We start from the raw sequence: 19,139 nt of genomic DNA, 5'->3' as shown, positions 1-19,139 counted from the left end.
CCTGCTGCCGGGGCGGTGGGATAACCGGCTGCCCGCGGGAAGGTTCCGCCCAGGATTGGGGCAGGTGGCTCCGAGCCTTCTTAGCAATTCGTTCACCATATGCCCGGCAAGAATTGCCGGGTCGTGCCCCGCTTCGGGGCGCGCGAGCCCGCATGGCGGGCCAAGGGATGGGCGGAGCGGTCAATGACCGATGTGACGGCGGGGCAAGGCAGTAGCGGTTTCCGCCTTCCCGATCGGGATGCGCTGGCGAAGATCTTCAACCGGCCTGATCTTTTCCTCGCCTTCGGCGTCATGGGCATCCTTGTGGTGCTCATCTTCCCGATGCCGGCGCTGCTGCTCGACCTGCTGTTGGCGCTCTCGATCATCCTGTCGGTGCTGGTGCTGATGACCGCGCTCTTCATCGAGGAGCCGCTGGAGTTCTCGGCCTTCCCGACCGTGCTGCTGATCGTCACCATGTTCCGGCTGGCGCTCAACCTCGCCTCGACGCGCCTCATCCTGGCGCATGGGCATGAGGGCACTGCGGCTGCGGGCCATGTCATCGAGGCTTTCGCCGGCTTCGTCATGAGCGGCAATTTCGTGATCGGGGTGATCGTCTTCACCATCCTGATCATCGTGAACTTCGTGGTCATCACCAAGGGCTCGGGCCGCATCGCCGAGGTCGCGGCGCGCTTCAGCCTCGACGCCATGCCCGGCAAGCAAATGGCCATCGACGCCGATCTCTCCGCGGGGCTGATCGACCAGGAGGTCGCCAAGGTCCGCCGCAAGGAGTTGGAGGACGAATCCTCCTTCTTCGGCTCGATGGACGGTGCCTCCAAATTCGTGCGCGGCGACGCCATCGCCGGCCTGCTCATCACCTTCATCAACGTGCTGGGCGGCATCATCATCGGCGTGGCGCAGCAGAACCTGAGCTTCGGCCAGGCGGCGCATAACTACACCCTGCTCACGGTGGGTGACGGTCTGGTCAGCCAGATTCCGGCGCTGATCGTCTCGACCGCGGCGGGCCTGCTCGTCTCCAAGTCCGGCGTCCGCGGCTCGGCCGACAAGGCGCTCGGCAAGCAGCTTTCTGGCTATCCGAAGGCGCTCGGCATGTCGGCGGGGGTGATGCTCCTGATCGCGCTGCTGCCCGGCATTCCGATGATGCCCTTCCTGGTGCTGGCGGGGGGCTCAGGTTTCCTGGCCTATCGCTTCGGCAAGACGGCGAAGGAGCGCGCGGCTCAGGTCGAGGCCGGGGCCGGCGAAGCGGGAGCGGTTGCCGCCGATGGCACGCCGCGCGAGGAGACGCTCAACGACCTGCTCAAGATGGACGAGCTCAAGATCGAGATCGGCTACGCGCTGCTGCCGCTGGTCAATGCGCAGGACGGGCAGGACCGGCTGACGGATCAGGTCAGGGCGCTGCGCCGGCAGCTCGCGGCGGAACTCGGTTTTGTCATGCCGGCAGTCCGCATCGTCGACAATGTCCAGCTCGAGGCGAACCACTACTTCATCAAGATCAAGGAGATCGATGCCGGCCAGGGCATCGTCTATGCCGGCCAGTACATGGCGATGGACCCGATGGGCGGGGCGGTGAACCTGCCTGGCCACAACGTTCTGGAGCCGACCTTCGGCCTGCCCGCGACCTGGATCGACGGGGCGCTGCAGGACGAGGCGCAGATCCGCGGCTACACCGTGGTCGACGCCGCCACCGTGATCTCGACGCATCTTACCGAGGTGCTGAAGTCGAACATGCCGGAGCTGCTCTCGCATGGCGAGGTGCAGAAGCTGCTGCGCGAGCTGCCGAAGGACCATGCCGATCTCATCAAGGAGATCGTGCCGAGCCAGATCTCGACCACCGGCATCCAGCGCGTGCTGCAACTGCTGCTCTCCGAGCGCATCTCGATCCGCGACCTGCCGACGATCATCGAAGGCATCGCCGAGGTCTCGGCGACCGTACGCAACCCGCGCGACATCGCCGAGCACGTCCGCGCCCGGCTCTCGCGCCAGATCTGTGCGCAGTTCGCCAATCCGCAGGGTGTGCTGTCGATCATCACGCTGTCGCCCGCCTGGGAGAGCGTCTTCGCCGAATCGATCATTGGTCAGGGCGAGGAACGCCACCTCGCCATGCAGCCCTCGCGTCTGCAGGAATTCGTGCATCATGTCCGCGAGAAGTTCGAGGACGCGGCGCGCATCGGCGAGATGCCGGCGCTGGTCGCTTCGGGGCTGGCTCGTCCCTTCGTGCGCCAGATCATCGAGCGCTTCCGCCGCGAGACGCCGGTGCTGTCGCAGGCGGAAATCCATCCGCGCGTGCGCCTCAAGACGGTCGGCTCGGTCTGAGGCAGGCCGCTTTTCCACGGGTCGTCGATGCCCGCGGCGCAATGGTGGCGCCGCGGGCCTTTGCTTATGACGGCGCGCATGAGCCGCAACGCCGCCCTGTTCGCCATCCTGTGTCTGGTCTGGGGCCTGACGTTCCTGCCGGTCAGGGTCGCCTCGGAGCACGCGTCGCCGCTGCTGCTGGCGTCGGCCCGTTTCGTCATAGCCGGCGTGCTCCTGCTCGCCTGGGCCGGGCGCGACGTTCTCAAGGTGCCGCGTGCCGCCTGGCCGCGGCTGATCGCGACCTCGCTTCTCGTCAACACCGCCAACTACGCATTCCTGTTCTGGGGCGCGGCCCACGCGCCGTCCGGGCTTTCGGCCATCGTCAACATGGCGACGATCCCGGTCTGGACGCTGCTCGCCAGCCGGATGCTCGAAGGCCAGGCGATCACCGCCCGGCGGGTGCTGGCCATCGCGCTGGGAATTGTCGGGCTCGGCTTCCTTTTCGCGCAGCGTCTCGTCGGCGGTGGAAGCGCGTCGGGAGATGTCCTCGAGGCCTGGGGCCTAGCCGCGGTCGCCTTCGGCACGCTCTGCTACTGCGTGGGCGCCGTGCTGAGCCGGCGGATCGCGGGGACGATGCCGACGCTGACGCTGGCAAGCTGGCAGACCGCGATCGGTGCGCTCGGTCTCGTTGCAGCGACGCTGGCGCTCGAACCGGTCGGGGCTCGCGAACTCGCGACCCTGCTGCGCTGGCCGGTCGCGCCCGCCGTAGCCTTCCTGGTGGTCGCCGGCTCGCTCGTCGGCTTCACCATCTACATCAGGCTGCTGCGGGACTGGGGCGCGTTCGGGGCGGGGCTCTATGCCTTCGTCAGCCCGGTCATTGCCGTCATTGCCGGCGTCCTGCTGCTGGGCGAGCCGTTCGGCCCGAGCGAGGCGGTTGGAGCCGTGCTGATGTTCGCCGCCGCGGCGATCGCGCTGCGCCGCTGACAGCTTCTAGGGTGGTGGCGCGATGCGCGTGCTGCGCTTGAGCTGGGCACGCTCGAAGGCGAGCACGATCGGCAGCGAGATCACCAGCGGCAGGATCAGGTAGAACAGCCGCCAGATCAGCAGCGCGGCGAAGACGGCAGGCGCCTGCATGCCCGGCATCACCGCGAGGAAGACCGCTTCCATCACGCCGACGCCGCCCGGCACCTGGCTGAGAAGCCCGGCCGAGAAGGAGAGCAGAAAGGCGCCGAGGACGATCATGAAGCCCGGATTTCCCTGCTCCGGCAGGGCGAAATAGATGATGCCCGCAGCGCCCGCGAGTTCCAGCGGCGCAGCCAGATATTGCCGGGCGACGATGCGCAGCCGTGGGTAGATGAGCTCGAACTTGCCGATCCTGAGCGGCTTGAGCTTGAGCCAGGAGCCGATCGTGTAGAGCGCGACGAAGGCGAGCATGCCGACGCCGATCAACCGCGCCGTGCCGTCGCCGATGGCGAACCATTTCGACATCCGCGTCAAAGGTCGCAGGATCTCGGGCTCGTAGACCAGCACGATGCCCATGAGCAGGATCGTGCCGAAGGCGAAGGTGAAGGAGCAGAGCGCCACCAGCACGGCGACATCAGCCGCATTCAGGCCCTTCGCTGTATAGGCCCGGTAGCGCACCATGCCGCCCGAGAAGACCGAGGCGCCGATATTATGCGAGAGCGCATAGGTCACGAAGGAGCAGAGCGAGATGTAGAACCAGGAGATGCCCTTCTCCTTGCCGAGATGGATCAGGGCGATCCGGTCGTACCAGGCGAGCGCGGCATAGGCGACGAGCGTCGCGAGCGCGGCATGGAAGAAGGCCTCGTGCGGAATGACCGCGATCTTGTGCCCGATCCGGTGGGCGATGATCTTGATGCTCTCCCAGAGACCGGCGTTTTCCAGCAGCGCCTGGATCGCGTCGTCGGTCCCGGCCTCGGCCTTGAGCTTGTCCCAGAGCAGTTCGACGGACCAGACGACGGCGATGAGCCCGATGATCGGCCAAAGGTAGTCGAGATAGCGTTTCATGCAGGCCGCTGGGCTGGAAACCGAGGGTGGGAATGCGTGGTAGGCGGCCCACGTCGTCACAGCTATGGCATCGGACCGAAAGGTGGGTTCCACTTTCGGTCCGATGCCATAGCAATGAGTTAGGTCATCGTGACCGCGTCCGATAGGACGCGCGATGATCTAAGGCGCGAACCTGTCCAATCTCTCTGCCAGTGGGAAGGGACGAGAGCAAGCGCCCGAAGGCGCCTGCCCACGCCCGTCAGCACGGGCTACTTGCCGTTCTTCTTCAGCCAGTCGTGCATCATCGTGACCTCCTTCTCCTGGTCTCGGATGACGCTTTCGGCGAGCTTCCGGATCTCAGGGTCCTTGCCGTGGGCGAGGGCGACCTTGGCCATGTCGATCGCGCCCTGGTGATGCGGGATCATGCCGCGGACGAAATCGGCATCGGCGTCGCCTGAATAGGCGATGTCCATGTCCTTGTGCATCCTGGCATTCGCGTCCTTGAAGGCCTTGGTGGCGGCGCTCTCAGCGGTGGCCGGAGCAGCTGCTGCGGGCGCCCCATGATGCTGGTGCTGCTGAGCCAGAGAGAGGTTCGGCATGCCGGCCGCCAGCAGGGCGGCCAGTGAAAGGGCGATACGGTTCATCTGTCTTGTCCTTGATCGGTGGAATCGGGGATCGCGCCGCGCGGCGGCGTCATGACCCCTCGCATTATTGGTTCGCTCTCAGGTCGTCCGGAGCCCGGATCGAGGCGGGTGCTCGGCGGGTTCCGGGGACAGGCCTCGGACCGGGCTGGCCGACGGCAGGCGGGCTCGCGACCAGGACAAGGCGGCGGGCAGAAGCGGCGCCTCCGGCGCCTCCGCGATCAGGCCGCAGCCGACGACGCAGCATGGCGCGGGTGCCTGATGGGTGGTGGCAGCACCTGCGTCTTCATGGCAGGGCGTGGTGGCGGCTCCGGACGTGTCCGTGACGGTTGCATGCGCGGCTGCATTGGCTTGGCCCGGCCTCGCGGGGCTCATCATCATCGAAGCGGCCAGCGTGACATGCGGCAAGACAGCCAGGCACATCACAAGCAGGGCGAAGACCAAGCCGAGTTTCCGCCCGCCATGGCGCTGCCGTGTCGAGTTCGCTGCGCTGTCGGGCCGGGCGAGAGTCATTGCGAGGCGATCCTTCGGACCGGATCATGTCATGATCGCGGCGGCGTTGCACTTTCGCCGGACGCCGCGTAGCAAGCGGCCCATGTCGAACAGCCTCACCGTCACTCTCACCGGCACGACCGACCTGCCGCCCGGCAAGATCGCCGCGGTCGTCACCTCGCTCGAGATGTTCGCCCGGCCGCCGGAGCGTCCGGACCCGGAGGGCATGGAAGCGTTTTCGCTCGATCCGATCGATGGCGGGGATGTCGAGCGCTATCTCGCCATCTATCGCCTGCTGGGTGAGCGCTGGATGTGGTTCAGTCGGCTGGTCAAGCCGCGCGATGAGCTTCAGGCGATCCTCTCCGACCCGGCCGTCGACCTTTATGCGGTGCATTTCGAGGGCCGCGACGTCGGGCTGCTTGAACTCGACTTCCGCGTGGCAGGGGAGGGCGAGATCGCCTTTTTCGGGCTGGACGAGCCGGTCGTCGGGAAGGGGGCGGGGCGCTGGCTGATGAACCGGGCGCTGGCGCTGGCCTGGGCCAAGCCGATCTCACGCCTGTGGGTGCATACCTGCACGCTCGACCATCCGGCCGCGCTCGCCTTTTACCAGCGCTCGGGCTTTGCCGTCTTCATGCGCGGCATCGAGATCGACGACGACCCACGGGTCAAAGGGCAGATGCCCGCCGACAGCGTGCCGCATCATCCGGTCATCAGGTAGAAACGAAAAAGGGAGCCGGCGGCAGTCCGCCCGGCTCCCCGGAATGATCGACGGTCGGCTTCAGGCGCGGGAGCGCAGGCCGATCGCGTCCATGGTGGCCTGATCGCGTGCGGCTTCGGCGGCACGCTCGGAGGCGCGCTCGCGATCCTCGAGGATCTCGACCTTCTTCATGTCCTCGAAGGCTTCCTGAAGCTCGGCCTTGGCCTCGTCGAGCTGGCCCTTCAGGTTGTCTGCCGACTGGCGCAGGTTGTCGCGCCGGCCGAGAGCCGCCTTGGCGTAGGTCGGGTAGGCGAAATGCGCGGGATCGGCGATGCCGGCGCGGGCTTCCTCGGATTGGATCTCACGGTCGAGATCGCTCGCCATCCGATGGAAATCGGCGATCATCATCTCGATCTGGCTCACCCGGCGACGCTTTTCGTCGACCTGGAAGCGCTTCAACCTCAGAAGGGTCTCTCGCGACTTCATGTCGTTAAACTCCTGACTACGCATTGGCCGCAGCCGACCCCTCGGCCGCGTCCGAACTCTTTTCCGCGAGACGGCACCAAGATGACTCAAGGAGGTTGACCTTTCCTTACCGAAACGGGCTGCTTTTTCTGCATGGTCAGGTCGCGCCGCCGCTCCTGCCGCGGCCTGTCGCGATGATCTAGTGACTGCGGCGGTGCCCGTCTGGCGCCGTTCCCCGCGGATTCCTGCCTTGATTGCTTCCCATCGCTTCGGCGGGCATGCCCCGCTGCTTGTCGGCCTCGGCCTCACGCGCATCATCGGCTGGGGCTCGACCTTCTATTCGCCCTCGGTGCTCGTCGGTGCGCTCGATCGCGAGATCGGCCTCAATGCCGAGGTCGTCTTCGGCGGCATCACCATCCTGCTGATCACCGGAGCGCTGGTCGCGCCTGCGGTCGGACGCGTGCTCGACCGCGAGGGCACGCGCCGCTCGATGTGCGTGGGCGCGATCGTCTGCGCGCTCGGGCTCGGTGTGCTGTCGCTGGCACAGGGACCGGTGAGCTATCTCGCGAGCTGGTTCGTGATCGGGCTTGGCCATGCGATGTCGCTCGCCAATACCGGCAACGTCACCATCTCCCAGTTGATGGGCGACCGGACGCGGCGGGTGATCGGCCTGATGATGCTGATCACGGGGCTTGCCTCCAGCGTATTCTGGCCTCTGACCGCGACGTTGATGAACGCTTTCGGCTGGCGAATGACGCTCATCATCTTCGCGGCGATGCAGATCGTGATCGTGCTGCCGATATATGCCGCGATCCCGCGCTATCAGCCGGTTCCTGCGCCGGCGACCAAGCCTGAAGTCGCTTCAGTCGGCGAGCATGGGCGCGTCGCGCCGGAGGCTCGCCGAACGGCGTTCTGGCTGGTGGCGCTCGCCTTTTCCGCCAGCGGGCTCGTCTCCTGGGGGCTGCCGCTGCATCTGATCAGCCTGTTCCAGGAGGCGGGGCTGACACAGGCCGAGGCCGTCTGGGTCGCGACCCTGAGCGGGCCGGCCACGCTTGCCGCGCGCGCGATCGATGCGACGCTGGGGGAGCGGCTGCCGGCCGAGAAAGTGGCGCTGTTCGGCCTGTTGCTGGGGCCGGTCCTGTGCCTGGCGCTTCCCTTCGTGGGGATGACGGTCATCGCTGCCGCAGTGTTCATCACGCTGTTCAGCGGAGCGCTAGGCGTGATCTCGATCGCGCGGGCGACTCTGCCGCTCGCCCTGTTCGGGCGCAACGGCTTCGCGACGATGCTCGGCAAGCTCGCCGTGCCGCAGAACATGACCTTCGCCGCCGCGCCGCTGCTCTTTGCGGTGATGGTTGAGCGGCTCGGGGCCAACGCGACGCTGATGATCTCGGCGGCCATCCAAGCCGTCGGCTTCGCCGCGATGCTTGCGCTGGTGCGGATGGTGGCCCGCCGCTGAGGCGATCAGATCCGGGCCAGCAACGTGGCGATGGCCAGCGCGGCCGGCAGGGCCTGGATGTATAGGATCTTGCGGCTGGCGGTCATCGCGCCGAAGAGGCCGGCGACGAGAACGCAGGTCAGGAAAAACAGCTTGATCCCGAAGCCTTCCGCTCCGAGCCAGAGCCCCCAGGCGAGGCCCGCGACGAGGAAGCCGTTATAGAGCCCCTGGTTGGCGGCGAGCACCTTTGAACCCGCTGCGAACTCCGGCGTAAGTCCGAAGGCCTTGTGGCCGCGCGGAGTGTCCCACCAGACCATTTCCAGAATGACGATATAGACATGGATCAGGGCGACGAAGCCGGTCAGAAATGCTGCGACCATCAGGCGGTCCCGTCCATGATCTCGGCGAGGCGCTGGTAGCATTCCGGCAAGGGCGTGGCGTCGTCCTTGGCCTGCTTGAGGAAACCCTCCAGGGCGGGATGCAGGCGGATGGCCTCATCCACCTCGACGGAGGCACCCTGGCGATAGGCGCCGAGGCGGATCAACTCCTCCATGTCGGCATAGGTTGCGAGCGTGGCGCGGGCCTTCTGCACGACCGGGTAATAGGCCGGATCGCAGGAGCGCGGCATGGTGCGCGAGACCGATTTGAGGATGTTGATCGCCGGATAGCGCCCGCGCTCAGCGATGGAGCGTTCCATGACGATATGGCCGTCGAGAATGCCGCGTACCGCGTCGGCCACAGGCTCGTCATGGTCGCCGCCATCGACCAGCACGGTGAAGAGGCCGGTGATCGCGCCCTCGCCGATACCCGGCCCCGCGCGCTCGAGCAGGCGGGGCAATTCGGCGAAGACCGTGGGCGTATAGCCCTTGGTGGTCGGGGGCTCGCCGGCGGCCAGGCCGATCTCACGCATCGCCATGGCGAAGCGCGTCACCGAATCCATCAGGCACATGACCTGGAGGTTCTGGTCGCGGAAATATTCGGCGAGCGTCAGCGAGGTCAGCGCCGCCTGCTTGCGCATCAGGGCGGGCTCGTCGGAGGTAGCGACGACGACGATGGAGCGGGCGAGACCCTCCGGCCCCAAATCTTCCTGCAGGAACTCCTGCACCTCGCGGCCGCGTTCTCCGACGAGGCCGATGATGTTGACGTCGGCCCTCGCATAGCGGGCGAGCATCGAGAGCAGGACCGATTTGCCGACGCCCGAGCCGGCGAAAATGCCCATGCGCTGGCCGATGCAGCAGGTCAGGAAAGCGTTGAGCGACCGCACGCCGAGGTCGAGCGGGGCGCCGACGCGGCGGCGGGCATGGGCGGGCGGCGGGTCGTTGCGGAAGGCGTAGAGCGTGTCGCCTTGCGGCAAAGGCGGGCCGCCGTCGACCGGCCTTCCGAGCGCATCGACGACCCGGCCGAGCCAGGCCGAGGTGGGGCGCAGGCCGGGCTGTGCCCGGTCGACATGGACAGGGCAGCCGCGGCGCACGCCGTCGAGCCCGCCGAAGGGCATGACCAGAGCCTTCTCGCCGGAAAAGCCGACGACCTCACAAGGCACGCGGGTGCCGGGTGCGATCTCGATGCCGACGCGCCCGCCGAGGCTCATCGCGCCGATGGGGCCCGCCACCTCGACGAGCAGGCCGCGCACGCCGATGACGCGCCCGTAAATGCTCAAGCTGTCGAGCCCGCCGATCGCGGAGGCGAGAGCGGAGAGGCGATCCTGGCCGTGGGTGGTGTGGGTCATGCAGGCCGATGCTGCAAAAGGTTGGTAACAGTTCCTAACGAATCACGTCCTTTTACCATTCATTAAGGTGTGTGGTTAACACTAAGGATCGAGGCTGCAGCGTGTCGCGGGGCGTTTTCGCTCCGATTCGCGAAGCACTCTCCGCGAAAGGGCGCTTTCGCGGAAGAAAGTTGATCGGTCCGTGTCATATTCGACTCACCCGGACAGGATCGTTCACTTTCTCCCAGGAAGCGCTTGCGCACGGGAATCACGGTTTGTTAACCAGTTTCCTTATAGCGTGTCGCGTGGCGTTTCATTGGGCAAGTGCGTCGTCGTCGAGGGCCGGCAAGGCTCGGGCGGAAGCAACGGTCAAACCTGCCCTGCGGGCGAAATTGGGGACGTGGACATGCGGGTTCTGCTGATCGAGGACGATAGCGCGACCGCTCAAAGTATCGAGCTCATGCTCAAATCCGAGAGCTTCAACGTCTATACGACGGATCTCGGCGAAGAGGGCGTCGATCTCGGCAAGCTCTACGATTACGACATCATCCTCCTCGACCTGAACCTGCCCGACATGTCGGGCTACGAGGTGCTGCGGTCGCTCCGCGTCGCCAAGGTCAAGACGCCCATCCTGATCCTCTCCGGCCTCGCCGGCATCGAGGACAAGGTTAAGGGCCTGGGCTTCGGTGCCGACGACTACCTCACCAAGCCTTTCCACAAGGACGAGCTGGTCGCCCGCATCCATGCGATCGTCCGCCGTTCGAAGGGCCATGCCCAGTCGGTCATCACCACCGGCGACCTCGTCGTGAACCTCGACACCAAGACGGTCGAGGTCGACGCGGCCCGCGTGCATCTGACGGGCAAGGAATACCAGATGCTGGAGCTGCTTTCGCTCCGGAAGGGCACGACGCTCACCAAGGAGATGTTCCTCAACCATCTCTATGGCGGCATGGACGAGCCCGAGCTCAAGATCATCGACGTCTTCATCTGCAAGCTCCGCAAGAAGCTCGCGAATGCGTCCGACGGCAAGAACTACATCGAGACGGTCTGGGGCCGCGGCTATGTGCTGCGCGAGCCGTCAGAGGCCGAAGAGCGCATCCCGGCCTGACGCTTTCCGATCGCTCGACCGTCATCAGGCGGTCACGAAACGATGCGACATGACGCTTGACCTGATCGTCGGATGTACACGACAGGTCGACGGGGACCCCGCCGAGAGGCGGGGTTTTTGTTTGTGCGGTGGCATGGTCCATTCGCCGTCGCGAGGGCCGCTCCAGGCGCTTCGCCGACCTACCGTGGGATGACGGCGCGCTTCTGTAGAGCCTTTCCGCGTCTCTTTGAGTCGCGGAAAGGCTCCATCTCATGTTTCGCTACGTGTTCTTCACGCGAGCCGGTGTCCGCTTCGCTCGAAGAGGCTCTAGCGACGCCGCCCGCCGACCGCGGCGAGCCGGTTCGTTCCGGCCGGGAAGCTTCGTGTCAGGCGGTGGATGCCGCGATGATCCGGGTCGATCGCGAATTTCGTGGTCAATCCCAGCACCGTCTCCGGCGTGCCGAGCACGAAGGCGCCGTCCGAGAGCAGGCGCGGGGTCAGCAGGTCCAGAACTTTCATCTTCGTGGGAACGTCGAAATAGATCAGGACGTTGCGGCAAAAGATGATGTCGAAGCGGCCGAAATGGTCGTTGGGTTCCAGCAGGTTGTGCTGGCGAAAGTCGACCATCGCGCGCAGCCGCTCGGAAACCTGCCATGTGTCCCCCCGCTGCTGGAAATGCTTCAGCAGCATCTGGATCGGCAGGCCACGCTGGACCTCGAACTGGCTGTAGACGCCCGCCCTTGCCTTATCGAGGACCTCCGCAGAGATGTCGGTGCCGACGATGTCGATCTTCCAGCCGGCCAGACGGTCGGCTGCTTCGTCGATCAGCATGGCGAGCGAATAGGCCTCCTGACCGCTGGAGACCGCGGCGCACCAGATCCTCAGCGTGCGGCTGCCGGCATTGGCCGCGATACGCTCGGGCAGAATCACGTCGCGGAACTGGTCGAAGGGGATCTTGTCCCGGAAGAAGAGCGTCTCGTTCGTGGTCATGGCGTCGACCACGGCGCTTTCGAGGCTGCGGTCCCGTCCGTATCGGAGTTGGTCGACGAGGCTCGCGATGTCGACGATGCCGCGGCGGCGGCAGAGGATGCTCAGCCTGCTTTCCGCCAGATAGCGCTTATCGACGCTGAGCGAGAGGCCTGAGCGCTGCTGGAGCAGCAATCGCAGGAAGGCGAAATCGGCTTCAGTCATGCGACCTGCACCCCCTTCACGAGGGAACGGATCGAGACGCCGATGGCGTCGAGCGGGATGACGGCACTGGCGTGCCCGGCCCGCACCACCGAGCCCGGCATGCCCCAGATGGTGCTGCTCGGCTCGTCCTGGACGAGAACGGCCGCACCGGCCTGGCGGAGCGCGCCGGCGCCATCGGTGCCATCGCTGCCCATGCCTGTCAGCACGAGGCCGAGCGCGGCCGCGCCGAGATGGCGGGCAGCGTCGCCGAACAGCACGTCGACGGCGGGGCGGCAGAAGTTGACGGGCGGCTCGTCGCCGATGCGCGCGACGATGTGACCGAGGCGACGATCGATACCGAGATGGCGGCCGCCCGGCGCGACATAGATGGTGCCGCGCATCAGGCGCTCGCCATCGTGAGGTTCGCGAGCGGGCACGCCGATATGGCCGGATACCTGCTCGGCAAAGGAAGCCGTGAAGAGTGGCGGCATGTGCTGGACGATGAGGACCGTCAGGTCGCTCAGCCCCGCGCCGATGTCGAACAGGACCTTGGCGACGGCGCGCGGCCCGCCTGTCGAGGCGCCGATAACGAGATAACGCGGCATCGCCGAGACGAGCGGGCGCAGGTTGATCGGGCCGAGGCGCGCCTGCCGCGGGTCGGCGCCCGGCGACGCAGCGTCGGATTTGGCGGCCGTCTGGGCGAGGTTGCCAAGCTTGGCGAGGAACTCGCTGCGGAACTCCAGCGAAAGCGTCATGCCACTGCGGTTGTCGGGCTTCGAGACGATGTCCATGGCGCCCTGCGTCATGCATTCGAGCGCCATGCGCGTGCTGTTCTCGTTCAGCGTCGCGGAGAGCAGGATGCCGGTATGGGGGCTCTCGCGCAGGATTTGCGGCAGCGCGGCCGCCCCGCCATCGCCGGGCAGGTCGAGATCCAGCACCATCACGTCGGGCTTGTAGCGGATGGCATGAGCGACCGCCGTCTCGCCGTCGGCTGCGACGGCGACGACATGGAAATGGCCGATCTCGCCCAGCCAGCGCGCGAACAGGCCGCGCACGAGAGCGGAGTCGTCGGCGATGACGACCGTCTTGTGCCGGCTTGCCGGGCTGGCTGGAATGGGGCGGTGGACTGTCATACCGGTGCTGTTGTTCTGTTTGGAGGCACCGGCGGCGGAAGGCCGACGGGCAGGCTCGTCGTGTCCGATCTGGTTAGAGCAGGCCGACCTGATGGAACTTCGACGCCACGATCTCCTTGTCGAAGGGCTTCATGATGTATTCGTCCGCGCCGGCATGCATGGCCCGCGCGATATGGGCGATGTCGTTCTCCGTGGTGCAGAAGACGACCTTCGGCCGCTTGCCACCCGGCATCTGCCGAAGCGTGCGCAGGAACTCGTAGCCGTCCATGATCGGCATGTTCCAGTCGAGCAGCACGGCGTCGGGCATCTCGCCCTTGCAGGCGTCGATGGCGCGCGCGCCGTCTTCGGCTTCCGCTATGCGGAACTGCAGGCCTTCAAGAATGCGGCGGGCCACCTTCCGGATCACCGCGGAGTCGTCGACAACAAGGCAATACTTCATGGTCGGTCTCCAAAACGGGGGCCACGCCGGTCAGGCTGCGGCGCGAAGGTCGAGGTCAAGGACGGCATCGAGATCGAGGATGACGAGAAGCTGGTCTGCAAGCCGGTGAACCCCCATCGCCAGCGTCGCCCAGATGCGGTCGAGATGGACGGGGAGAGGTTCGAGAGTCGAGCGGTCGAGCCGGATCACCTCGCCTACGGCGTCGACGATCAAGGCGAAGGCTTCGCCGCCATGGTCGATGCCGATGGCGGTGAGCTCGCTGCGGCCATGCGTGTCGAACTTCAAGGTGGCCGGCCGGCCGAGCCGCTTGCGCAGGCAGATCGCGGTGACGATGCGCCCGCGCAGGTTGATAAGGCCGACGATCTCGTCGGGCGCGCGAGGTACCGCGGTGATGCGGTTGGCGATGAAGACGTCCTGCACGCGGCTGATCGGCAGGCCCAGCAGCTGCTCGCCGATGCGGATCGTCACATAATCGAGCGAGTCGCCGAAACCGGGCGCAGGCTCGACCTGCATGCTGTTGCGCTCCGTGAGGGTCATGCTGCGTTCCTGATATCCACGCCGGCGGCATTCAGTTCGCGCAGCAGCGCGCGACGGTCGAACTTCGCGACGATGTCGTCGAGGCCAGCCTGGCCGGAGCGGGCATAGAGATCCGGCGTCGCGCAGGTCGTCAGGCCAATGATGCGCAGCCGGTCAGTGCCGGCCCGCTCCCGCAAAGCTGCCGCGAAAGCGAAGGCAGCGTCAGCGTCGCGATCGAGATCGATCAGGGCCGTGCTGAAATGTTCCTCCGTGGCATCGGCGCCGGGCGTCTCGAACCCGCTCTTCATCGTGAGGGAGTGGCCCGAGGCCTTGAGCAGGGGGCTCAGCATCTCCCGCAGGAAGTCGGAAGGCTCGATCAGCAGCACACGACCCGGCGCCATGGAGCCACGGCGGCCGGCGAACCAGCCGGGCTCGTTGAGCGGCAGGTAGTGGGAGAGATCAACGATTTCCGTGGCGCGGCCCCGAACCATCGCGGAGCCGATGACGCCGTGCTCATCCGCCGCCGCCATCTCGAGATCGAGGCTCTCCTCGACGATGTCGACGATGGCCTCGACGGCGAGCGCCACGGTCAGGTCACCGTCGGACACGATGACGAGGGGCTGGACGCCCTGGCTCTGCAGGACCGAACCGGCAACCGGCATCACCGGGACGAGGCGATCGCGATAATGCAGGAGCGTGCGGCCTCCGCCCTGCTGGAACTCGCTCGCATCGACTTCTTCCAGCCGCGTCACCAGCGAGAGCGGCAGCGCCTGCAGGCGGCCGCCGCCGGCCCGGAAAACCAGCATCGTGGTGCGTTCGCCGCCCTCCCGGGCGGCATTGGCGGTATCCTGAGGGTCCGCGCCCTTCTCGTCCACCATGGCCGCACCGACGAGGCTGGCGACGCCGTTGGGATCGACGATCAGGACCACGGCGCCGTCGCCGAGGATGGTGTTGCCCGAGAAGAGCGGGATATGCCGAAGCTTGCTCGACATCGGCTTCACGACGATTTCCTCGGTGTGGAAGACGCTGTCGACGAGAATGCCGAACTGCCGTTCGCCGATCTGGGTGACGACGATGAAGCCGTCGCCGCTCGCCGTCCGCGGGGCGTGCATCAGCTCGCCGAGCGAAACGATCGGCAGCAGGCGGCCACGCAGCCGGAGCACCGGCGCGCCGTTGATCTCCTCGATATGGGTGTCGTCCCCGGCCTTCACCCGCACCAGTTCGCGGACCGCGAGCTGCGGGATGGCGTAGCGCTCCGCGCCCGCGACCACGATCAGGGCGGAGACAATGGCGAGCGTCAGCGGAATCTTGATGGTTATGGCCGTGCCGAGGCCGGGCCGGCTTGTGATGTCGACCGTGCCGCCGATCGAGTCGACATTCGACTTGACGACATCCATGCCGACGCCGCGGCCGGAGATCGCCGTCACGTTCTCGGCGGTCGAAAAGCCTGGCTGGAAGATGAAGCGGGCGATCTGGGCGTCGCTGAGCTTCTCGACCTCCGCTTCGGTGGCCAGGCCGTTGACGACTGCCTTGGTGCGGATGCGCTGGAAATTGAGCCCGCGCCCGTCGTCCGAGATCGAAATCGAGACGGAGCCGCCCTCGTGGGAGGCCGCCAGCCGGATCGTTCCGTGCTCGGGCTTGTCCGCCGAGCGACGCTCCGCCGGCGTCTCGATGGCGTGGTCGGCGCAGTTGCGCACCATGTGGAGCAGCGGATCCTTGATCAGATCGAGGATCTGGCGGTCGAGCTCTGTCTCGGCACCTTCCGTGACGAGCTCAATGCGCTTGCCGAGCTCGCCGCTGAGATCGCGTACGATGCGCGGCAGCTTCGACCAGGCGTTGCCGATGGGCTGCATCCGCGTCTTCATGACGCCGTCCTGCAATTCGGCAGTGATCAGCGACAGGCGCTGCAGTGGCCCCTTGAGCCCTGCATCCTCCTGCCGGCGGGCGACCTCCAGGAGCTGGTTGCGCGTCAGCACCAGCTCCGAAACCATGGTCATCAGATGCTCGATGGTGTCGACATTGACCCTGAGCGTCGCGGGGCCACCGCTGCGGGAGAAGCTGGCACCATCCTCCGCGGAGCCTTCGCTGCCGTCGATGCGGCCGTCGCGGCCGCGATGCGGACCGGGAGCGCTGCGGAAGACGAGGTCCTCTTGCGTGGCCGCGGATGAAGGCTCTGCGGCCGGGACGTTTTGCGATAAGTCAGCGGTCTGGCCGTGGCGGGCCAGATAGGCGGCGACGGGATCGAGCGAGTGGTCAGCGCCGGTTGCGCGCAGTTCGCTCCTGGCGTGTTCCGCCAGCGCCTGCAACTCGGCGATCAGCGTCTCGTCGTTGCCTTCCGGCTCTTGCCCCTTCTCGGCGAGCTCGGAGAGGATGTCCTTGATCCGATCGATCGTCTCGAGAATCGCGGTGACGGCGATGGTGTTGACGGTGGCCCCGTCGCGGAACTGGCCGATCACCGATTCCGCGGCATGGGTCAGCGCTTCCAGGCGCGGCAGGCCAATGAAGCCGCAGGTGCCCTTGACCGTATGGACGAGCCTGAAGATGTTGCGCAGGATTTCCCGGTCATTGGGATCCTGCTCGAAGCGGACGAGCTCCCGGTCGACCGTGTCGAGGTTCTCGCCGGTCTCCGTCAGGAACTCTTGCAGCAACTCGTCCATGCAGGAACATCACTCAACGCGACACGCTGCAGGAACTTAAGCATGAGAACGGTTTAAGATCGGTTGAGAGAAGGGGCCTTCCGTGTCGCGGAACGGCCCCCAAACCACCCGCGCCTCAGCTTTTCTTGCCGGCCTTGATGGTCACGGTCTCGCCTTCGATCGAGATCGCGATATCCATGTCCGCTGCCCGCGCCACCATGCCGGCGTAGACCGGCTGGACGGCATGGGCGTCGATCGTGCCGCCCGGCGCGTTGCCGGCCAGCAATTCCTCGACATGGGCGGGGATGCGCGCATGCGAGCCGGTGGCGGTGATCTCGAACGAACCCTGCTCGCCCTCGACGATGGCGCGCGAGACGAGCTTGCCGCCGCGCGGCACGGCCTGCGCCGCGATGACGAGAAGGTTGAGCAGGAGCTTGACCTGGTTCTTCGGCAGGAGGGCGCGCGGCGCTTCCCAGTCGAGCGAGAGCTTCTCGTCGTTGAGGAAGCCGTTGGCGACGTTGCCGGCATCGCCTAGGTCGATCATTGCCCCTGCCGAGCCCGCTGCCCCGAAGGCGAGGCGGGCGAATTGCAGCCGCGCCGAGGCGTTGCGGGCGCTCTTCTTGATGAGTTCGAGCGCGAATTCGCGCATGGAGGGGTCATCCTCCTCCAGAACCTCCAGGGCGTTCACAATCGCGCCGACCGGACTGATCACGTCGTGGCAGACGCGGCTGCAGAGAAGAGCGGCCAGATCGAGCGAGTCGAGCGAGATAGCGGACATGGAGGTGAAATCCTGCATTCTGCGATGCGCCTGGGGTAGGGCGCCCTTGCTGTCAGGTATGCTGTCATGTTGGTTTTCATGTGGTTAATCCCCATATGAACCGCTTGTTAGGGACCCCGAGCCGACATTCGTGCGAGGTTCCACAGCCCCTCGGGGTGAATGTTCGAAGGATGGGCCATGATCGGCCGTGACGACCCCCGCCTGCGGGACCGCGACGGGCTGGGGCGCAAACTCGCGGAAGCCGCAAGGCTGAGTGCTGCCGTCCTCCTGGGGAAACGGGCCGCCTGCGAGGTCAAGCTCAAGCAGGACGGCTCGCCCGTCTCCTCCGCCGATCTCGCGGCCGACGATGCGGCGAAGGCGGCGCTGGCCCGGCTGCTGCCGGATTTTCCGATCGTCAGCGAGGAAACCGTCGGCAGCGTGGTTCCGGGCGCCATCTTCATCCTGCTCGATCCGCTCGACGGCACGCGCGAATTCCTGGCCGGCGGCGACAGCTATTGCGTGGCGATCGCCGTGGTGAGCGAGGGCAGGCCGATCGCAGGCGCGATCGCGGCCCCCGAGATGGGGCGGCTCTGGTTCGCAGGCGAGCACGCCTATGCGCAGGATTTCGCGCCGGATGGTTCCGCGCTCGGCCCGGCGCGGCCCGTGGCGGTCCGCGACCTGCCCAAGGACGGACCGGTCGCTCTGATCAGCCGTTTCCATGGCGATGGTCGCAGCGACGGCATCACGGCTGCCGTATGCTGCAGCAAGGGCATTCCGCTCTCATCGGCCGTGAAGTTCTGCATCATCGCGTCGGGCGAGGCCGACCTGCATGTGCGCTGCGGCCAGACGATGGAATGGGACATTGCCGCCGGCGATGCGATCCTCTCGGCCGCGGGCGGGATTGTGCTGACGCTGGACGGGGCGCGGCCGCATTATGGCGTGGCGGAAAGGCAGTTTCGCAATCCGCCCTTCGTCGCGGCTTCCAGCGAAGCGCTCGCGCGCAGGGCGATCGCCGGCGATACGGGCTGCTAAAGTCGCCCGCTTACCGCGCGACGAAGCGCAGCACGGAACTCCAGCGCCCCTCGGCCTGGGCCAGCATCCCGGCATTCTGCAGGAAGCGGCGGCGGTTCTCCGCCGTCCGGAACAGGAAGAGCCGGGAGCCGACGATGGCGAACTGGCTGGGATCGCTGTCGACCGCGACGCCGTCCGCGACGCCGGTCGGATCGAAGCCGGCGAAGGCCGGCGCATAGATCGCCGGCGCGTCCCGGAAGGCTTCCAGATTGGCCTGCGACGCAAAGCGCCAGACGATACCGTCCTGCATCAGCTCATATGTAGCGAGGCCGGCCTCGGGCTTGCCCCCGAGACGATAGGAGACCGGGTCGAAGCCGTTGATGGCGAGCCCGGTGCGCAGGTCGCGCTGCATCAACTCACCCAGCGCGGGCAGGGCCGGCAAGTCGGCCGGCAGCCCCGGCGCGTTGGCGCGCGCGGCCGGGCCGGCGGCAGCCAGGGAGAGCAGGCAAGCGGCCAGCGGCAGCAAACCGCGCCATGTTACGGCCTTCATCGCGTCAAATCCTCTAGAGGCCGATTCGCGCGAGTCGAAAGCTCGCAAGCTCTGCCGGGCCTGCTTCTGTCTCCAATCTTCATCCCTTGGATAGATTTGCGGCGTATCA

Annotated in this window: 18 protein-coding genes; 6 read left to right on the top strand and 12 right to left on the bottom strand. The window is 66.5% G+C overall.

Going from position 1 to position 19,139, the window contains the following annotated elements:
• The first annotated feature begins 183 nt into the window (after positions 1-183).
• Positions 184-2,310 carry a flagellar biosynthesis protein FlhA gene (flhA, locus tag BoBH3_RS15970; protein ID WP_262331798.1) on the top strand — a complete coding sequence of 709 codons (2,127 nt, stop codon included), beginning with the start codon at positions 184-186 and terminating at the stop codon, positions 2,308-2,310.
• Positions 2,311-2,388: 78 nt separating this feature from the next.
• Positions 2,389-3,273: a DMT family transporter gene (locus BoBH3_RS15965; protein WP_262331797.1), complete on the top strand. Its 885-nt coding sequence runs from the start codon at positions 2,389-2,391 to the stop codon at positions 3,271-3,273.
• Between the two features lie 6 nt (positions 3,274-3,279).
• Here BoBH3_RS15965 and BoBH3_RS15960 read toward each other — a convergent pair whose 3' ends face one another.
• Together BoBH3_RS15960 and copM are read right to left on the bottom strand one after the other, a co-directional pair.
• The gene (locus tag BoBH3_RS15960; protein ID WP_262331796.1) at positions 3,280-4,317 is read right to left on the bottom strand and encodes a lysylphosphatidylglycerol synthase transmembrane domain-containing protein; all 1,038 of its coding nucleotides are present in this window, start codon (positions 4,315-4,317) and stop codon (positions 3,280-3,282) included.
• 248 nt (positions 4,318-4,565) lie between these two features.
• On the bottom strand, positions 4,566-4,940 hold the full coding sequence (gene copM / locus BoBH3_RS15955; protein WP_262331795.1) for a CopM family metallochaperone: 375 nt from the start codon (positions 4,938-4,940) through the stop codon (positions 4,566-4,568).
• A 592-nt stretch (positions 4,941-5,532) separates the two neighbouring features.
• On the opposite strand from copM, the gene BoBH3_RS15950 reads away from it, so the two are divergent.
• Positions 5,533-6,147: a GNAT family N-acetyltransferase gene (locus tag BoBH3_RS15950; protein WP_262331794.1), complete on the top strand. Its 615-nt coding sequence runs from the start codon at positions 5,533-5,535 to the stop codon at positions 6,145-6,147.
• A gap of 60 nt (positions 6,148-6,207) precedes the next feature.
• On the opposite strand, the gene fliJ is transcribed toward BoBH3_RS15950, so the two are convergent.
• Positions 6,208-6,612, bottom strand: a complete 405-nt coding sequence (gene fliJ / locus BoBH3_RS15945; protein ID WP_262331793.1) for a flagellar export protein FliJ — start codon at positions 6,610-6,612, stop codon at positions 6,208-6,210.
• Between the two features lie 229 nt (positions 6,613-6,841).
• Here fliJ and BoBH3_RS15940 point away from each other — a divergent pair, with 229 nt between their 5' ends.
• Positions 6,842-8,047, top strand: coding sequence for an MFS transporter (locus tag BoBH3_RS15940; RefSeq protein ID WP_262331792.1), 1,206 nt, complete (start codon positions 6,842-6,844; stop codon positions 8,045-8,047).
• A 5-nt stretch (positions 8,048-8,052) separates the two neighbouring features.
• Here BoBH3_RS15940 and BoBH3_RS15935 read toward each other — a convergent pair whose 3' ends face one another.
• Positions 8,053-8,406, bottom strand: a complete 354-nt coding sequence (locus BoBH3_RS15935; RefSeq protein WP_262331791.1) for a DUF1304 domain-containing protein — start codon at positions 8,404-8,406, stop codon at positions 8,053-8,055.
• Complete coding sequence (gene fliI, locus BoBH3_RS15930; RefSeq protein WP_262331790.1) at positions 8,406-9,752, bottom strand: flagellar protein export ATPase FliI; 1,347 nt, start codon at positions 9,750-9,752, stop codon at positions 8,406-8,408. Before fliI ends, BoBH3_RS15935 begins: the two co-directional genes overlap by 1 nt.
• Before the next feature lie 385 nt (positions 9,753-10,137).
• On the opposite strand from fliI, the gene ctrA reads away from it, so the two are divergent.
• Entirely contained in the window at positions 10,138-10,839 is a 702-nt protein-coding gene (gene ctrA / locus BoBH3_RS15925) for a response regulator transcription factor CtrA (protein WP_047580924.1), read from the top strand.
• A gap of 306 nt (positions 10,840-11,145) precedes the next feature.
• Here ctrA and BoBH3_RS15920 read toward each other — a convergent pair whose 3' ends face one another.
• The 6 genes from BoBH3_RS15920 to chpT all read right to left on the bottom strand — a co-directional run bounded on the left by BoBH3_RS15920 (position 11,146) and on the right by chpT (position 17,490).
• The gene (locus BoBH3_RS15920; RefSeq protein ID WP_262331789.1) at positions 11,146-12,009 is read right to left on the bottom strand and encodes a CheR family methyltransferase; all 864 of its coding nucleotides are present in this window, start codon (positions 12,007-12,009) and stop codon (positions 11,146-11,148) included.
• Positions 12,006-13,121, bottom strand: a complete 1,116-nt coding sequence (cheB, locus tag BoBH3_RS15915) for a chemotaxis-specific protein-glutamate methyltransferase CheB (protein ID WP_262331788.1) — start codon at positions 13,119-13,121, stop codon at positions 12,006-12,008. The genes BoBH3_RS15920 and cheB overlap by 4 nt, the downstream gene beginning before the upstream one ends.
• Before the next feature lie 73 nt (positions 13,122-13,194).
• Entirely contained in the window at positions 13,195-13,560 is a 366-nt protein-coding gene (locus BoBH3_RS15910) for a response regulator (RefSeq protein WP_038359309.1), read from the bottom strand.
• 30 nt (positions 13,561-13,590) lie between these two features.
• Positions 13,591-14,097, bottom strand: coding sequence for a chemotaxis protein CheW (locus BoBH3_RS15905; RefSeq protein ID WP_262331787.1), 507 nt, complete (start codon positions 14,095-14,097; stop codon positions 13,591-13,593).
• The gene (locus BoBH3_RS15900) at positions 14,094-16,733 is read right to left on the bottom strand and encodes a chemotaxis protein CheA (RefSeq protein WP_262331786.1); all 2,640 of its coding nucleotides are present in this window, start codon (positions 16,731-16,733) and stop codon (positions 14,094-14,096) included. The genes BoBH3_RS15905 and BoBH3_RS15900 overlap by 4 nt, the downstream gene beginning before the upstream one ends.
• Positions 16,734-16,848: 115 nt before the next feature.
• Positions 16,849-17,490: a histidine phosphotransferase ChpT gene (chpT, locus tag BoBH3_RS15895; RefSeq protein ID WP_262331785.1), complete on the bottom strand. Its 642-nt coding sequence runs from the start codon at positions 17,488-17,490 to the stop codon at positions 16,849-16,851.
• A gap of 177 nt (positions 17,491-17,667) precedes the next feature.
• Between chpT and BoBH3_RS15890 the strand changes: the two genes are divergently transcribed.
• Positions 17,668-18,501: a 3'(2'),5'-bisphosphate nucleotidase CysQ family protein gene (locus BoBH3_RS15890; RefSeq protein WP_262331784.1), complete on the top strand. Its 834-nt coding sequence runs from the start codon at positions 17,668-17,670 to the stop codon at positions 18,499-18,501.
• A 10-nt stretch (positions 18,502-18,511) separates the two neighbouring features.
• On the opposite strand, the gene BoBH3_RS15885 is transcribed toward BoBH3_RS15890, so the two are convergent.
• Positions 18,512-19,030, bottom strand: coding sequence for a YHS domain-containing (seleno)protein (locus BoBH3_RS15885; protein ID WP_262331783.1), 519 nt, complete (start codon positions 19,028-19,030; stop codon positions 18,512-18,514).
• Between the last annotated feature and the right edge of the window lie 109 nt (positions 19,031-19,139).

Source organism: Allobosea sp. BH3, assembly GCF_025499465.1.
Lineage (GTDB): Bacteria > Pseudomonadota > Alphaproteobacteria > Rhizobiales > Beijerinckiaceae > Allobosea.
The sequence above is the reverse complement of the archived record's forward strand: the minus strand, read 5'-3'. Positions and strand labels throughout refer to the sequence as shown.

Coding starts and splice junctions, on each gene's coding strand:
- copM (WP_262331795.1), bottom strand. CDS start 4,940: ATGAACCGTATCGCCCTTTCACTGGCCGCCCTGCTGGCGGCCGGCATG.
- BoBH3_RS15910 (WP_038359309.1), bottom strand. CDS start 13,560: ATGAAGTATTGCCTTGTTGTCGACGACTCCGCGGTGATCCGGAAGGTG.
- fliJ (WP_262331793.1), bottom strand. CDS start 6,612: ATGAAGTCGCGAGAGACCCTTCTGAGGTTGAAGCGCTTCCAGGTCGAC.
- BoBH3_RS15950 (WP_262331794.1), top strand. CDS start 5,533: ATGTCGAACAGCCTCACCGTCACTCTCACCGGCACGACCGACCTGCCG.
- BoBH3_RS15960 (WP_262331796.1), bottom strand. CDS start 4,317: ATGAAACGCTATCTCGACTACCTTTGGCCGATCATCGGGCTCATCGCC.
- BoBH3_RS15935 (WP_262331791.1), bottom strand. CDS start 8,406: ATGGTCGCAGCATTTCTGACCGGCTTCGTCGCCCTGATCCATGTCTAT.
- BoBH3_RS15900 (WP_262331786.1), bottom strand. CDS start 16,733: ATGGACGAGTTGCTGCAAGAGTTCCTGACGGAGACCGGCGAGAACCTC.
- BoBH3_RS15885 (WP_262331783.1), bottom strand. CDS start 19,030: ATGAAGGCCGTAACATGGCGCGGTTTGCTGCCGCTGGCCGCTTGCCTG.
- BoBH3_RS15920 (WP_262331789.1), bottom strand. CDS start 12,009: ATGACTGAAGCCGATTTCGCCTTCCTGCGATTGCTGCTCCAGCAGCGC.
- flhA (WP_262331798.1), top strand. CDS start 184: ATGACCGATGTGACGGCGGGGCAAGGCAGTAGCGGTTTCCGCCTTCCC.
- BoBH3_RS15890 (WP_262331784.1), top strand. CDS start 17,668: ATGATCGGCCGTGACGACCCCCGCCTGCGGGACCGCGACGGGCTGGGG.
- fliI (WP_262331790.1), bottom strand. CDS start 9,752: ATGACCCACACCACCCACGGCCAGGATCGCCTCTCCGCTCTCGCCTCC.
- cheB (WP_262331788.1), bottom strand. CDS start 13,121: ATGACAGTCCACCGCCCCATTCCAGCCAGCCCGGCAAGCCGGCACAAG.
- BoBH3_RS15905 (WP_262331787.1), bottom strand. CDS start 14,097: ATGACCCTCACGGAGCGCAACAGCATGCAGGTCGAGCCTGCGCCCGGT.
- chpT (WP_262331785.1), bottom strand. CDS start 17,490: ATGTCCGCTATCTCGCTCGACTCGCTCGATCTGGCCGCTCTTCTCTGC.
- BoBH3_RS15965 (WP_262331797.1), top strand. CDS start 2,389: ATGAGCCGCAACGCCGCCCTGTTCGCCATCCTGTGTCTGGTCTGGGGC.
- ctrA (WP_047580924.1), top strand. CDS start 10,138: ATGCGGGTTCTGCTGATCGAGGACGATAGCGCGACCGCTCAAAGTATC.